Genomic DNA, 15,002 nt, shown 5'->3' on the forward strand with positions numbered 1-15,002 from the left:
CGCGCCATCCCTCATCGTCCGCTCCCAAAGAAGTCTCTACCCACTGCTTATCCTTAATTTCATAACGATGAAGGAGTTTCCACTTACCCAACAGTCTTGTGGCGTATGTGTCATGCAGACGGTCGAAGCGACGGAGAATCCAGCGGAATTCGCCGTGTAGTGTCTCTCCCGTCTCACCATCTATGGCTGTATTTGCGCCTATCTCCATTTCATCGGCAGTCAGGCGATAAATGCGAGAGGAGAAATTATCCCAGATAAGCAGGTCTTCTTTTTCGTTTACCGACCATGTACCAGCATAGATGGTCGAATACCAGAAACTGTAGCTGATTATCATTTCACCGCCGGGCCGCAGGTCATACTCCAGCATGTGGCCTTCAGGGTTTGGCGTTTCAATATACTTGCCATCTTCCACCTCGTAGCTTTTCCATTCCTGCCAGACACCTTGAATATGCTGTTCCAAGGGGCGCAGGATGGGATCTTCGGGAGAATCGTTGTCATCGCAGGACGTGGCAATAACTGCCAGTCCGATGAGGACGGGTAACAACAAGAAGTAGCGTCTGATTGTTTTCATATCTGTCAATATTTTTAGTGGTTATTCTTTCAGAAGAAGGTCTCGATACTCACCCTCGCGCATTTCTCCTGTAGCAGGGTCGAAATTCACGGAATAGAACACGTACATCGTGCGGTCATCCTCCAAGGTGATGCGCACTCGGGACACCTTGTCGCTGTCGAGGGGCTTGTAGGAGACTGTGTCGGTGACGGCATTCGCTTTCCACTGCATCGGGTCGGTGGTATGCTCGTTGTCGCCTTGGCGCGAGTAGGTGCTAAAAGTGCCTTGCTCGGTATATTCGTGCCACCCCTCATCGGGGATGCCATAGGTGATCTCCTTCCACTCTCCATTCTTTTTCTCGTAGCTCTTGCTGAAATGCCAGCGCCCCACAAGGCGTTCGGCAAAGTTCTTCTGCCCCTCGTCTATGCGGCGGAAGAGCCATTTGAATTCTCCCTCTTGCGTGGCGCCGGTGGTCATATCGGTTGCCTTGTCGTAGCCGAATTCCAGTTCGTCGGCAGTGAGGCGCATCAGGGTGTACTCCACCGGATATGTTTTATAATTGATTTTCAATGTACTGTCATGGTCTTCTACCGCCCAAGTCCGAGATCTCAGATAGGTGTCGTGATTGGCGTAGGTAACGGCGGACATCATGGAGCCGTCGGTGCGGAAAAGATAGGTTGTGCCGCTGCCTTCCGGCTCGATCACTTCTTTCCACTCGCCATCCTTTTTCTCATAGCTCTTGGTTATTGTCCACTTGCCGGGAAGGTTCTCGGCCATAGATTTGCCGATGGCTTCCTCTTTATTCTCCTTGTTGCCGCAAGCTGTAAATGCGACCATTCCCATCATTGCGATATACACTATCGTTAAAAAGTTCTTTCCCATAAAGTATTTCTTAATTAATATTCTATTTTATCGTCTTTCTTCATCCACATATCAAAAGCCTTGACAGCTTCGTCCTTCAACACCCTCTCAGAAGACAGTCTTCTGCTTTCAGGCGAAAGAGCGATTTCTTCATAAATGAATGAATCGTCAAAACCGATACGCTTGGCATCGGCTTTGTCGTTACCATAGTACATCTTGTCGATATGAGCCCAATAGATTGCGCCCAGACACATAGGACAAGGCTCACATGAAGTATATATCTCGCAACCGGACAAATCAAATGTGCCCAGTTTTTTGCAGGCTGCACGGATGGCGCTTACCTCGGCATGGGCGGTGGGGTCGTGCTCGGCAGTAACCCGGTTCACCCCGGTCGCGATAATCTCTCCGTTGCGTGCAATCACAGCGCCGAAAGGACCGCCGCCATTGTCCACATTTTCTTCGGCAAGCACGATGGCTTTCCGCATAAGTTCTTCACTTGTCATATTCTTGTCTCCTTTCTGTTGGCATGACGACAAAAGTGCCATAGTAATCATAATATATATAAGCTGTCTCATTCTATTATTTGTTTTAACCGGCCTCATCAGTTGTTCGGGCTTCTGAATACAATGGTGTATCGGGGTTTCCCCTTCTTCTCCAAAAACTGTAACTCCAGCTTGGCAAAGCCATCTGTTATACCACTGTCCTTGTAGGTCACCGACAGTAACGTCGAGCCGAAGGACTTATTTTGGAAAAACCGCGTCCTTGCTCCTAAATCTTCTGGGTCTATCAGTGCGTTGAGGGTGATAAAGGTTATGGTTTCATTCTTATAGTCCGTGCATACCAAGGGCTCGGTGAGCGGGGCAGGGAAACCGGGATGCAGCTTCGTGACAAAGGCGGCATACTTCTCTGCAGTCCTCTTTATTGCTGCCGCCGGGGTTCTACCGAAGATGTTCTCGTTGTCGGCATCGAACAATGCCGTGCATATCACCTCTCCCGTGAGGGTGTTTGTCACCTCGAAGAGGTAGTCGCCCTGCCACCCTTCGTCTTGGAGTGACTGGTAGGCTTTCTGGCAGGCGGCATAGACCTGCTTGTCGCACTCTTCCACCGTGCCCTGCTTTGTAAAGGGACTTCCGGTGATGCCGAGGGCCGACTTGAAGGCCGATTCTATCTTCCCCATCTCTTCGAGAAAATCGGGGTGTGAGGCCGACATTTCGGCGAATCCGTAGGTGTAAGTCACTTCGTTGTCAGTGTCTTCATCGTCGCTGCAAGCAGTGAAGGTGAAGGCGCAAAACATCGCAGCCAACACCATTGTCAGCAGTGCTGACATAGTTCTAAATCTTCTCTTCATCTTTATTCTATATTTGTTATTCTTTATTCTTCATTCTTCATTCACCCACGGTGAAGGTGACGGCACCCTGGCTGTTATTCTCTGACGAACACCTCCTTACGACCACCGTTCTCCTTCAGTCCTTCCTCATCAAAATCAAAGGAGTTGCTATAGGTGATGGAGAAGGTATTGTCATCGTCCATCTGGAAGCCATCGAAGGTTATCAGTTGCTTGTCCTCGTGAAGGTGGTATATCATGTCGGTACCCAAGCCAAAGATACCTCCTGTTCTTGCGTACGGGAAGATGCACCATGCCTTGTAATCAGTCTTTTTCTCCTCGCTGCCCATGTGTGAATAGTGGATGGATGTGCCTTCTTCCGTATATTCGCGCCAGCATTCATCGGGCAGGTCTTGGGTGTCTTCCACCCACTCACCGTCTTTCCTCACGTAGCGTTTGGAGAGTTTCCATTTGCCCACCATCTTCTCGACGAGGCACTTTTTCGATTCGTCAATGCGGCGGTAGATGGCTTTCCCCTCTTGTTCCACCACCTCACCGGTTTCCTTGTCAATACTGGGTTCATAGCTGAACTCCCATTCCTCGTCCGTCAGCCGGAGTATGGTATATTCGTATCCGTTTACTGTCATTGTGTGGTTGGACTCGTTTACGCTCCACTCGTTGTTCATCAGATATACCATACTTCTCTTGATGTCTTCGGTACTTCTTATCAACTTCCCGCCGGGCAGAAACCGGTAATGGTCGTTCTCGGCAAACCCCTCGGGTGATTTGTCTTTTACCCATTCGCCGTCTATCTTCGTGTAGGTCTCCACCTGTTCCCACTTGCCTAAGATGTGTTCGGCGATGGGTTTCTTGATAGGGTTGTCACTGTCGCTGCATCCGCAGAGGGTTGCCGCTCCCACAATCGCTGCGGCGAGGAGCAGGAGGGCTGGTAATTGTCTCTTCATAGTCTGTTCCTTTTATTATTCTTTTGTTAATTATTAGTTAGTTCTCTCTCACCAGCACGTCCTTGTATTCGGTGGTTGTCTGTTCTTCCAACTCCGGGTTGAAGTCTTCGGAGTAATACATCACCATTGAATTGTCATTGTTTTCCAATGATATGCGGTAATATCTCTCTTTCCGCTCTCCGGGAACATAGTAAGTAACGACTCCGGTTGATTCATTGACAAACCACTTCATATTGTCGTTTTTCCATTCCTCAGCAGGCCAGCGCGTATAGGTAGTGAAAACTCCGTTTTCGGTAAATTCACTCCAACACTCCAATGGATAATCACCGGTTATTTCAGTCCATACTCCATTGGCTTTGGCATAGCGCTTGGAAAGCGACCATTTGCCGACCATCCGCTCCGCGAGAGTTTTTTCATCTGTGGCGATACGTTGAAAACGCATCTTGTACTTCATATTCGGTAATGTGTTGACAAGTACCATGATGTTTTCGGTAAGTTGATATACTTCCAATTCTTCATCAAGAATTTTTAAGGTATGTTCATCGTCATTTACATCGCCCCATTTATTGAGCGAGAGGGCTGTTTCATCATCAATGGAGGAAACCATGAAAAAATCGCCATTAGGCCTCAATGAATATTTTAAGATATAATCGTCATCATTGTCGTTTAAGACCCATTTTCCTCCTTCCTTTCTGAATGATTCAATAAGTTCCCAATCGCCAATGATGCGCTCGGCAATAGGCGTCAGCACAAGACCCCTTCCGTCAGACAACTCATGTCCATACGACATGAGGTTTTCATAGAAGTCGCACCATCCGGTAAGCTGTTCAAATCGGCATTTGCGATATTGCTCCCGTACATCAGCCTGGTAGTCGGATGTATTGGTGTAGGCAGTATAGAGAAAATCATGTTTGCCGTTGGTTTGTCGATGAGTCACCACAATGTCTGAAAGCACTTCATCGAGACGGTTTATATAGGACGCGAGACGCATGTTCCCGCTCTCGACGTAGGCGGCGTGGAGGAAATCCACAAGATCCAAACTGTAATAGGGTCGCATCGTCTGAAAGAAGTCATCCAAATCATGACCCACCTTTGAATGCAAGACTCTTAAATAACCTTCTCCATAGGTCTGGCCATATTTTGCCGGAGCGTCTGTGGTATAATTGACATCCTGCATTGAGTTGCTCATCTTGTCAATCGTCTCACGCAGAACTTCCCATAAAGGTGTCAAATTTCCAATCCTGCTCACCACAACCGCAAGACCAACAACTTCCTGATTGTGAAACTCCTGCCACAGATTCATGGCGCGGTGTGCGGTCAGGGTCAGGGTCTCCTCCACCGAGCGCCCTTGTCTCAAGTCGTTGACAAGTGAGGTGTAATCGTAGGCGAGGTCGGGTATGACGAAAGGGGAGCCGAGCATTAGGTCGGCCGTTCCCTCCAATTCAGCGAGCAGTTCGATATTTCCTTGCTCGCAGGAGTTGAATATCACGGCATCCATATACTGACCTGATTGGCGTAATGCGTCCCCCAACTGGGCGGACGTCATTCTATGGTAGCTGTCGTACAGAGTGGCTCTTGTTGAGGGTGGAGTTTCTTGCTCTTTCAAATCATTATAGGGAGAAAAGTGGCTACCATGACCGCCGATAACAAGAATGTAATGGCGGTTGGGATATTTCTCTGCCGACCAGCGGATAAATTCCGTCAGCTCTCCGGGGTTATAGATGGCAAAGTCATCGCCAGGGGTGAATGTCCCGTCTTCTGTCATGACTCCGTCCTGAGCGGTATATCTGCGAACACCGTTGTGTTGGTCTCCTTCCCCTTTTCCGGAAGCTTTGAACAACACAGTTGCCGACACATCATCACCGGTAGCATCGGTTGCCTGACGGATACTCTCGGCGAAAATAAGGTCATGCTCCATGTCGCCGCCCGATATATACATCATCAGACAGTATCCGTTCACCTCCGGTTCGTCTGGTATAGGTGACGGTTCGTCTTTGTCGGAACAAGATGACAATCCCGACAGCGTAATAATCAACGCCAGTATATGATTGAGATATTTCTTCACTGTTTTTGGGTTTTAGAATTAAAAAATATATAATCCAATTCAATTTCTAATCAGAATGTCTTTATACTCGGTACTTGTCTGTTCTTCCAACTCCGGGTTGAAGTTTTCCGAATAGTTCATAATCATTGTATTGTCGTTGTCTTCCAACGCTATCCGGAAAAATCTCGGAACTCGATCGGCAGGGTTTATGTACATGACAGTTCCGGTTTCTTCATGAACCCGCCAAGGCATGTTATCGTTTTTAACTCCTTCAGAGGTGGTGGACAAACGGGTATAACTGTTTGATAATCCTGATTCTAAAAATTCGGCCCAACACTCAACGGGTAGATTCTCCACTTCAACCCATTCGCCATTTACTTTCTCATAGCGTTTGGAAAGCGACCACTTGCCTACCATCCTTTCAGCTATCGTCTTGTCCATATCATTTGCCCTTTGGAAATGTACCTTCATTTTACTATATGAGACTGTTTCCATGAGGACTAAATCATTTTCGGTAAGTTGAAGTATATCTGTTTCAGCATCAACATCAAAATCAGTAAGCTTAATTTTATTCCCTTCTGTTATAATCCAATGGTTAATGCCCAATCGTGTATATCCTCCAGCTTTATTTACCTTGACAATTTCATTATTAGGCCGAAAAATCATGACACCCAAATCGCTCGCTTCATTTCCCGCAGGTATCCATTCATTGAATCGCTTACGTAACATTTCTTTTACATCCCATCTCCCAATGATGTGTTCGGAAATGGGAGTGAGAATCTCACATTCCTCCTCATAGTTATAGACAAAATCCGTTAGGCTATCATAGAAATCACGCCAACCCGTGAGTTTGTCGAACCGGCATTTACGATAAAGTTGTCCATCTAACTCCTTATCATAAATTGACAAGGCATTGAAAACAAGATAAATGAAATCATGCTTTCCGTTAGTCTGTCGATGGGTCACAATTACATCAGCAAGAATCTCATCGAGACGATTTATATATGGAGCGAGACTCATGTTGCCGCTTTGCACATAAGCTGCATGAAAGAATCCCACAATATCCAATGCGAAAGTTGGGCGATTATATTCAAAAAAATCGTCTTCATTGCCGACATATTTGGAGACAAGCGCTCTTGCATAGCCTTGTCCATAAGGTTGTCCATACACGGCCGGGGCATCGGTAGTGAAGTTTCTATCTTCTATGGATTTATTCATCGCGCCGATAATCCGCCGCATTGTCTCCCACAGGGGAGTGAGGTCACGGATTCGGGAAACTTGTGTCACCATCCCGCATTCTTCTTGGTTGTGAAATTCCTGCCAAAGATTGATTGCGCGGTGGGCGGTACGTGCAAGAGCCTCTTCTACAGAGCGTCCCTGTTGCAGGTCACCGATAAGCGAAGCGTAGTCATAGCCAAAGTCTGGCAACATAAAAGGAGTACTGAGCAGATAGTCGGCAGTACCTTCCCATTCCGCAAGCATTTCAATATTTCCTTGCTGACAAGAGTTGAATATAAGAGCGTCAAGATTCTGACCCGATTGGCAGATTGCATTTCCCAATTGTGCGGACGACATATATTTGTGGTCATCATAGAGTGTCGCACGCGTTTTAGTGGAGGTCGCATCCTCATCTTCATATGGAACAAACGCTTTACCGTGTCCGCCAATTACAAGCAGATAATGGCGGTTGGGGTATTTCTCTACCGACCAGCGGATAAAATCCGTCAGTTCCTTGGGGTCGGTAATGGCAAAATCCTCACCGGGATCGAATGTCGGGTCTTCGGTCAAAACGCCATTCTGCGCGGTGTAACGGTGCGTACCGTTGTGCGCTTCGCCTTCTCCTTCACCGGAGTTTTTATGCAGTACCGTAACGGCAACGTTGTCATCCGATACTGCTGCTGCTTGCCGGGCACTCTCCATTAAAGTAATGTCATGTATTTTGTCGTCGCCCGACATGTAGAACATGAGACAGTAGCCACTCGGTGTGGGATCCGGTTCCGGAACCGGAGAAGGTTCGTTGTCATCGCTGCAGGATGACAGAGCCGTTAGCGCAATAAACAGCGCCAGTATATGGTTGAGATATTTCTTCATTGTTTCTTGAAATTTGAGATTCATAAATTATGTCGTTTCGTAAACTCAGTTTCTTACCAATATGTCCTTATACTCTGTGTTAACTTGTTCTTCCTGGGTCGGGTCGTAGTTCTCGGCGTAGTTCATGACCAGCGTGTCGTCGTCTTCCAAGGCAATCCGGAAGTAGGCAAGCGAGGCTTCTTCTGATGGCCAATAGCCTATTATTCCAGTCAGTTCGTGCACTCTCCACGTCATGTCCTCGTTCAGGTGTTCTTCGTCGGCCCAGCGCGTATAGGTGGTGAACTTACCGGCTTCGGTGTACTCACTCCAGCATTCCAGAGGCAGGTCGTCCGTCACTTCCACCCATGCTCCGTCCACCTTCTGGTAGCGTTTGGACAGGATCCACTTGCCCACCATGCGCTCGGCCAGGGTCTTCTCGTCTTCGTCGCTGACACGGCGGAGACGCATCTTGTATTGGGGAAAGCCTTCTTCGGTAAGCTCCAGCTTGTTCTTGGTGAGGCGGTGGATTTTGCAGAGGCTTTTGTCCATCCGGAACGTAAAGTCGGTATCGTCCGTGTCTCCCCAGTCCGATAGGTATAAGTTGGTCCAGTAGGCAGCAGTACGAGTCCTGAACAACTCGCCGTTGGCGCGCAGCGTGAAGGTCTGTGCAGAGCCTACGGGCAGCTTTTCGGGTACCCACTCGCCATACTCCTTATAGAAAAGCTTCGTAACTTCCCATTTGCCTGTGAGGTGATCGGCAATGGGGGTCAGGATACGACCCGGCTCGTCCGGCAATTGGTTCACATAGTCCATGAGATCTTCGTAGAAAGTGCCCCAACCCGTCAGTTGGTCGAAACGACAGTCGTGATAGCGTTCGCGCGCCTCTTCACTGCTGCTGTAGTTGGAAAGGTTAGTGTAGACATTGTAGAGGAAGTCGTGCTTCCCGTCGGTTTGCCGGTGGGTGACCACGATGTCGGCCAGCACCTCGTCCAGCCGATTGATGTAGGAGGCAAGGCTCATGTTGCCGCTATGTACGAAGGCGGCATGCAGGTAGCCCGGCAGATCAACAGCGTAAAAAGCCCGTGTGTTCTGGAAAAAGTCGGAATGGTCCCTCTCATACTTGTCAACCAAGGCACGCATGTAGCCTTTGCCGTAGGTCTCACCGTAAACGGCCGGCGCGTCGGTCGTGAGGTTCACCTCGTCCATTGATTCGTGCATCAGGTCGAGTGTCTGCCGCAACACGTCCCACAGGGGACTGAGGTCGCGCAGACGGGTCACTTCCATCACCATGCCGCTGACGCCCTGATTGTGGAACTCCTGCCACAGGTTGATGGCACGATGGGCTGTACGCTTCAGGGTCTCTTCCACGGAGCAGCCTTCCCGGAGGTCGTTGATGAGGGAGGTATAATCATAGGCATAGTCGGGTATGGAGAAAGGCGATCCGAGCAGGTAGTCGGCCGTGCCCTCCCACTCGGCCAGCATCTCAATGCTTCCCTGCTGACAGGAGTGGGCAATAAGGGCTTCGAGGTCCACGCCCGATTGGCGGATGGCATTGCCCAGCTGGGCAGCGGTCATGAGATTGCCGTTGTCCGACAGCGAGGCGCGGGTGCCGGGCCGGTCGGCACGGGTGTCATCCGCCGGATCGGGCAAGTCGGTTTCGGGCGAGAAAGTGATGCCGTGCCCGCCGAAGGCAAGGAGATAGCGCCGGCAGGGATATTGCTCTGCTGACCAGCGGATGAACTCGGCAAGGTTGGCGGGATCGGTGACGGCGAAGTCATCGACGGAGCCGAATTCGGTATCTTGTGTCAGCACCCCGTCCTGTGCGGTGTAGCGGCACGTGCCGTTGCGCGCTTCGCCTTCTCCTTTGCCGGAGGCTTTCATCAGGATGGTAACCGCCACATCGTCGCCCGTGGCCTCGGCAGCCTGGCGTGCGCTTTCCATCAGGAGAATGTCGTGTTCGGGGTCACCGCCCGACATGTAGAACATGAGGCAGTAGCCACTCGGTGTGGGGTCTGGCACGGGAACGGGTGTCGGTTCGTTGTCATCGCTGCAGGATGACAAGGCCGCCAATGAAAGGAGGTAGGCGACGAGATAATTCAGGTATTTGTTCATGTTGTTCATTCTTTTAATGTAAACAATGTATTATTTAAGATTCTATTTTATCGTCTTTCTTCATCCACATGCCAAGCGCCTTTGCCGCTTCTTCTTCCGGCATCACTTCCGATGATGTTCACGATGTTGTCGGCCGGCAGGCCGTTAATCTGGTACTTGATGTCTTCTGCCATACTTGAATTCTTTTATGGATTCTCTGATTTCGGTTGGAACTCGTTGATGCTAAGGTAATTGCCCCATCCTGTTTGCCGGTGGAACTTCAGCATCGGGTAGAGGACGGCATAGTCGGCATATTCATACTGTTGTCCGTTTGCGTCCTCTATCACGAAGTCGTTCCTGTTGTAGTATTCGGCGGGCATCCAAGTGATGCCTACGGTAAATTCGGGTATGATGCCTTCGTTATGGTGGCTTGCACGCACGGGCTGCATTTTCTGCAAAGCGTTGGACAACAGGTAGGCTTGGGTGGAAAGCGTCCCGTTCATGCAGTAGTTGGCGATGTGGTTGGCATAATAGTCGAGGTCGATGGAGTAACTGCCGGGATACTGGTCGAATTGGTAGATGGAATAGAGTTGGTAATAATCGAACAGCTCCAAGGACTCGGCGTCATTCTGGCAACTGTTGCGTTCTTCGATGAGCGCGTCGGTGAAGAGGCGCATCTCGTCGAGCACGGGTTGCAACATGCGGGTGTCGGTCAGCGACAGGTCGTACGAGTTGTTGGTATCCAGACTTTTCCACAACTCCACCGTCAGCGGAACATATTCCTGCATGGCGGGCAGCACTTCGCTGTGTTGCTCCAGTTTGTCCATCAGCCGGCCGTAATGACCGCCGTAGCCGGGGGTGATGTGCGAGGCGCTGAGGATGTAGTCCGTGTAGTCGGCTATCTGGCAGATGTTCTCCATCATGTTCATCAGGCACACGTCCATATAGATGAGGTCGAAGTGCACCCCCGACCGCTTCAGCCCTTCTTCCAGCTCGAAGATGGAGAGATGGCTGTCCACGCCGGCTTCCTTAACGTTGTCGTCGAACACCACGCCGCGTGTGCTGCTGCCGGGCCAGTTGCTGGGCTGGTCATAGACAGGCGTGAACTCCGAGCCGTGGTTCCACAGCACGAGGACATACCGCTTGGCGGGCATCCGCTCTGCCGCGTCGCTGATGAACGAGGCCAGGTGGTCGGGATTGTCCAGACGGTAGTCGGCATCGGCTATGCGCTCGTTTTCCATACCTGTGGGCGTGAGGCTGTAGAGCCGCGTGCCTTGGAACTGAGCATCATCGCCCGTTTGATAGGGGACTGAGAATTTCACCAGTCCGGTGAACTGCACCTTGTCCGAATAGCCGTAGCCTTCCACTTGCGAGAGGTTGTAGATGAGGGCATCATCCAAGTTTCCGCCGCCGCATCCGTAGAGCATGACGGTGTAGTCGGCGTCAGGTTCCGGCTCCGGTTCGGCGCTCTGTTCGGTGGTGGGGGCTTCATCGTCGCTGCAGGCGATGAAGCCGAGCGGCAGGGTGGCGCACACTAACCACAGCAGGAAGTGTGCGAAGGTGGATGTAGTTGTTTTCTTCATTGTGAATGAGAATTTGAGTGATTAAAGAATATGTTTGTCAAAAACAATACTTTACCCCAGCCTGTATGGTGAAGGTGGTGTTGTATTGCGGTTGTTTGGTATGTTTCATATAATCCTTGGTCGTGGAGGTCAGTGCATAGTAGCAACGGCCTTCCGCTTCCAGCTCGATATGGGGGTGGATACGGTAGCACACGCCCACGCCGCCCACCAGTCCGGCATCGAAACGGTTGTCGCGTTTGGAGATGAATTCATACCGGCGGTCGTAAGGTGCAAAGACAAACGACTCATTGTCGGCTAAAAAATCATCTATCAGATTATCCCAGGATATTTCTGTACCCTTCACCCGGCTATCCGCCCAATAGCCCATGTAACCGCCGGCATGGAGGAAGCCGCGTAACTTTTCACCGCCGAACGAGAAGCGTGCCATCACAGGCAGCGAGAGGTAGTGGTCGCGGCGGTCGCGGTAACCTTGGTTATAGGCACGTTGCATTGAGTACCCCTTTTGCAGATAGACAAAGTCGGCACGTACCGCCAGCCAGTCCAGGATGCCGTATTCCACGGGAATGCCCACGGTTAGCCCGCCGCGCCCGTCGAAGTTGAAGTCGTATGCATATTGGGTATCGATGCTGTACTGGTTGTAAGCATAACCGGCGCTCACTCCCACCTTCCACTGCGCTGCTGCCCGGTCGGGCAACAGGCATCCTGCCAGAAGCAGCAGGCTGGTTACTATCCATTTATTTTGTTTCATATCTTTTTTCTTGTTTATTTTTATGTCTTAATCTTGTTATTGTCTCATTTTTTGCCATGCAGGAAGTCGATGGCGTATTCCAGTTGGTTGTCTATGTGCTGGCCGGTAAATTGTTCCACATCCAGTGGTACCGTGATGTCAGGTGTTATCCCTTTGCCTTCCAGTATTTCGCCTTCGGATGTACGTGACATCGATGTACTGGTATAAACATAATAGCTTACACTTGCACAATCCGGGTCGCCAAACTGCCCGGAGAAGGAGAAGTGTGTTTCAGAAGTCAAGGGACCATGACCTCCGAACGTGCGTGTGCCTATCACCGTGGCATAGGGCAATTTCTTGACCGGCTCTGCTGTCATTTCCGACATGCTCACTGACCAACTGTCTGTCAGCACTACCACTTGGCGGTCACCGATACAGTCGGTTTCGGGCAGTGGTTCCTCCATTTCGAGCAGTTCGCCTAATTTCCGTTGCGTGATGACTTGCGCCCGGAAAGGAACCCATTCGCCGTAGTCCAGCCGTCCCACTCCCATCTTGGTTCTTGTGTCGAACACGTGTATGTCTTCTTTCAACAGCGGTCCCAATACGGTGAACATGTCCAACAAATAGCCTCCCCCGTTGCTGCGAACGTCAATGATGACTCCCTTGATGTTCGGGTTGAACAAGAGTTGGTTGGCGTATTCGCAATAGACCGCGGCGGCAGCCTGCGCCACCTCTTCGCCCGATTTATTATGGTTCCCCAACTGGGCAATGATGCTGAAGTTGCTGAATCTTAGGTAGAGGATGTCATTGTCAATAACGTAGGTGAACATGTGGTCCAAGTCGGGATTGGGGTTATTATCGACGAACTCCCGGTCGTGCGTGATGCGTCCCTCCTTCTTCAGTTTGTCACGATATACCTGGAAGCCTTCGCGGGGGATATACTCCTGGTAGTCTTCCCGTTTCTTCACCTCCATTGCGCCGGGTTGGACATAGAAGAGCTGCTCCGTTTCTTCCGGACCTGCCTTCACATTCCTCAACTGGACTAACATGTGATGGTCAATAAACGAACCGCATATCTCTTCATACAGTTTCTGCAAGTCGGCGGTAGGAACCGCTTCCTGCTTGTCCAGCTCCACGAAGCGCGGACGGTATTGGCTGTAGACGGCATCCCAATCGGTCGGGTCTGCCTCCCAAAACACGTAGTTCTGGTTGATTCCGTGCCAGATTGCATCAAACTGTTCGGTCAGGGACTTGTCGGCAGTAAGTACGCCGGGCTGTATCACGTCGTCTGCCTCGTCGCGGCAGGCAGTCAGCAACGCCAGTAGGGTAACGATGGCGAAAGCCGACATAAATTTGGTAGTATAAGTCATTCGTTTCATAAACATTATTGTTTGCTTTTTGAGATATCTGTACATTTTATAAGTTTTCAATGCTTTTTGTGAGTATTTCATTTCATATAGTCATCCTTTCTTTCGGTCTATTCCACACCGTTGATCAGGATACGGATCTCCATGTCGAGCAGGAACTGGAACGTGTTTTTGTCCAAGGGATCACCATACTGAGGAAAGCTATGCAGGATATAGTTCGCGATGGCGGCATCAGCGTCAGCCGTTATGAAACCGGCTGTCAGTTCGTCTGGAATGAAGGGACTCGCCTGGAGGACGAACGTGTTGTCCTCGCCCACCGTGTTGATCTCGTCTATCCCAAAGTTGTCGATGAAAACACCGTGGAAGTCGATGCTTGTCGGCCTGCGCGTCAGATGCGAAGCCATGTCCGCCGTCAGCCCGTATTCGGCAGCTTCGGCACTCAGGTCGATGACGTAATCAATGTCATCGCGGTTGGCGTTCAGCTCTGCAATCGGCATGTCTCGGCGAATAATAACCGTGCGCGGACAGTAGGTGATGGGCAGGTCGATAATCTTCTGCGTGCCGCCGAAGTCGGTGATCGCCACTTGTGACGCAGTGCTCACCTTCTTCTCTTTGCCCTCTTCGAGCGAGGTCCACAACTCATGGCCTTCCTTGGGAATCAGCGACACGTATTGTTTCTCGTGCAGGGTGAGCCAATCGAGGGTCATCGCCTCGCCCTGAGACTCAGCCTTCGTGATGAAGCTGATATCGTAGACCCACTCCCCGCCCGAGGCATTACGATAAGTGTTTACGTCCGTGTAGAGTATGTAGGGATTAAGCTCCCCATGCGCGGTTCGTAGGGTCTGCACCAGCGAGTAGCGAAACTCCACCCCTTCGTCCGCCGTGGGGACAATCTGCACGGGCAAAACCGGCGAGCTGACTTTATGAGCCACGCCCGCTGCATCGGTATAGTTCATGACGAGGTAGAGGTCCGAAACGTTGCGGAAATTCCCTTCACCCTGGGTCTTGATGGTCACAATCCACTGGCCGTCGAGAATCTCGCCGCTACCGTTGCGGTCGGGTTCCACTCCGGTGATTTTATAACAGTCGGACGGGGTAACGTAAGAGGCCCGCGACTGGGCAGAGAAGGCACTTCGAGTAGGTGGTACGAGCAGGTAGGTGTCGCTGTTCTGCAAGTCGAGTTCAAGATTACCTTCCGTAACTGCCACGCCTGAAGGGTTCACCCGGAAACGCAGCTGAAATGAGGTTCCTTTCACCGCCGTGACTGACACGGCGTCCATGATGACGATACCCGTGGGCATCGGTTGCTTGAGCGCATCCACGTCGTCTTTCCACTCGTCTTTGTTGCAAGCGGCCAGCATGAGGGCGACGAAGACAAGAACCGATATAAATTTGGTGGTATAAATCATTCGTTTCATAA

General features: G+C 50.6%; 12 protein-coding genes and 1 pseudogene. All 13 read right to left on the bottom strand.

The genetic code is table 11. The annotated features are described in order from the left end of the window. Positions 1–571 (bottom strand): annotated as a pseudogene (locus BACCELL_RS08280) (hypothetical protein); the annotation flags it as partial. Positions 572–592: 21 nt separating this feature from the next. Continuing rightward, positions 593–1,432, bottom strand: coding sequence for a hypothetical protein (locus BACCELL_RS08285; RefSeq protein WP_007211248.1), 840 nt, complete (start codon positions 1,430–1,432; stop codon positions 593–595). A gap of 14 nt (positions 1,433–1,446) precedes the next feature. Further along, on the bottom strand, positions 1,447–1,914 hold the full coding sequence (locus tag BACCELL_RS08290; protein WP_044153714.1) for a nucleoside deaminase: 468 nt from the start codon (positions 1,912–1,914) through the stop codon (positions 1,447–1,449). Positions 1,915–2,012: 98 nt separating this feature from the next. After that, positions 2,013–2,759 (bottom strand): hypothetical protein, encoded by a 747-nt coding sequence (locus BACCELL_RS08295; RefSeq protein WP_007211250.1) that lies wholly within the window; start codon positions 2,757–2,759, stop codon positions 2,013–2,015. A gap of 74 nt (positions 2,760–2,833) precedes the next feature. Next, positions 2,834–3,655 (bottom strand): hypothetical protein, encoded by an 822-nt coding sequence (locus BACCELL_RS08300; RefSeq protein ID WP_157133893.1) that lies wholly within the window; start codon positions 3,653–3,655, stop codon positions 2,834–2,836. 82 nt (positions 3,656–3,737) lie between these two features. Beyond that, positions 3,738–5,765, bottom strand: coding sequence for a clostripain-related cysteine peptidase (locus BACCELL_RS08305; protein WP_044153512.1), 2,028 nt, complete (start codon positions 5,763–5,765; stop codon positions 3,738–3,740). Between the two features lie 39 nt (positions 5,766–5,804). Continuing rightward, positions 5,805–7,859 carry a clostripain-related cysteine peptidase gene (locus BACCELL_RS08310; RefSeq protein ID WP_007211253.1) on the bottom strand — a complete coding sequence of 685 codons (2,055 nt, stop codon included), beginning with the start codon at positions 7,857–7,859 and terminating at the stop codon, positions 5,805–5,807. A gap of 21 nt (positions 7,860–7,880) precedes the next feature. After that, positions 7,881–9,935: a clostripain-related cysteine peptidase gene (locus BACCELL_RS08315; RefSeq protein WP_044153514.1), complete on the bottom strand. Its 2,055-nt coding sequence runs from the start codon at positions 9,933–9,935 to the stop codon at positions 7,881–7,883. Between the two features lie 38 nt (positions 9,936–9,973). Next, entirely contained in the window at positions 9,974–10,099 is a 126-nt protein-coding gene (locus BACCELL_RS27605; protein WP_007211255.1) for a hypothetical protein, read from the bottom strand. A gap of 12 nt (positions 10,100–10,111) precedes the next feature. Beyond that, entirely contained in the window at positions 10,112–11,488 is a 1,377-nt protein-coding gene (locus BACCELL_RS08320; protein WP_007211256.1) for a clostripain-related cysteine peptidase, read from the bottom strand. Between the two features lie 37 nt (positions 11,489–11,525). Next, the gene (locus BACCELL_RS08325) at positions 11,526–12,236 is read right to left on the bottom strand and encodes a porin family protein (protein ID WP_007211257.1); all 711 of its coding nucleotides are present in this window, start codon (positions 12,234–12,236) and stop codon (positions 11,526–11,528) included. A 44-nt stretch (positions 12,237–12,280) separates the two neighbouring features. Continuing rightward, complete coding sequence (locus BACCELL_RS08330; protein ID WP_022209636.1) at positions 12,281–13,594, bottom strand: S41 family peptidase; 1,314 nt, start codon at positions 13,592–13,594, stop codon at positions 12,281–12,283. A 98-nt stretch (positions 13,595–13,692) separates the two neighbouring features. Beyond that, positions 13,693–15,000, bottom strand: a complete 1,308-nt coding sequence (locus BACCELL_RS08335) for a hypothetical protein (RefSeq protein WP_157133894.1) — start codon at positions 14,998–15,000, stop codon at positions 13,693–13,695. Between the last annotated feature and the right edge of the window lie 2 nt (positions 15,001–15,002).

Origin of the sequence: Bacteroides cellulosilyticus DSM 14838 (assembly GCF_000158035.1) — a bacterium.
Taxonomy (GTDB): domain Bacteria; phylum Bacteroidota; class Bacteroidia; order Bacteroidales; family Bacteroidaceae; genus Bacteroides; species Bacteroides cellulosilyticus.

What these genes read in the sequence shown, in the direction of transcription:
- BACCELL_RS08285 (WP_007211248.1), bottom strand. Translation starts at nt 1,432, where the DNA reads ATGGGAAAGAACTTTTTAACGATAGTGTATATCGCAATGATGGGAATG.
- BACCELL_RS08290 (WP_044153714.1), bottom strand. Translation starts at nt 1,914, where the DNA reads ATGACAAGTGAAGAACTTATGCGGAAAGCCATCGTGCTTGCCGAAGAA.
- BACCELL_RS08295 (WP_007211250.1), bottom strand. Translation starts at nt 2,759, where the DNA reads ATGAAGAGAAGATTTAGAACTATGTCAGCACTGCTGACAATGGTGTTG.
- BACCELL_RS08310 (WP_007211253.1), bottom strand. Translation starts at nt 7,859, where the DNA reads ATGAATCTCAAATTTCAAGAAACAATGAAGAAATATCTCAACCATATA.
- BACCELL_RS08315 (WP_044153514.1), bottom strand. Translation starts at nt 9,935, where the DNA reads ATGAACAACATGAACAAATACCTGAATTATCTCGTCGCCTACCTCCTT.
- BACCELL_RS27605 (WP_007211255.1), bottom strand. Translation starts at nt 10,099, where the DNA reads ATGGCAGAAGACATCAAGTACCAGATTAACGGCCTGCCGGCCGACAAC.
- BACCELL_RS08320 (WP_007211256.1), bottom strand. Translation starts at nt 11,488, where the DNA reads ATGAAGAAAACAACTACATCCACCTTCGCACACTTCCTGCTGTGGTTA.
- BACCELL_RS08325 (WP_007211257.1), bottom strand. Translation starts at nt 12,236, where the DNA reads ATGAAACAAAATAAATGGATAGTAACCAGCCTGCTGCTTCTGGCAGGA.
- BACCELL_RS08330 (WP_022209636.1), bottom strand. Translation starts at nt 13,594, where the DNA reads ATGAAACGAATGACTTATACTACCAAATTTATGTCGGCTTTCGCCATC.
- BACCELL_RS08335 (WP_157133894.1), bottom strand. Translation starts at nt 15,000, where the DNA reads ATGAAACGAATGATTTATACCACCAAATTTATATCGGTTCTTGTCTTC.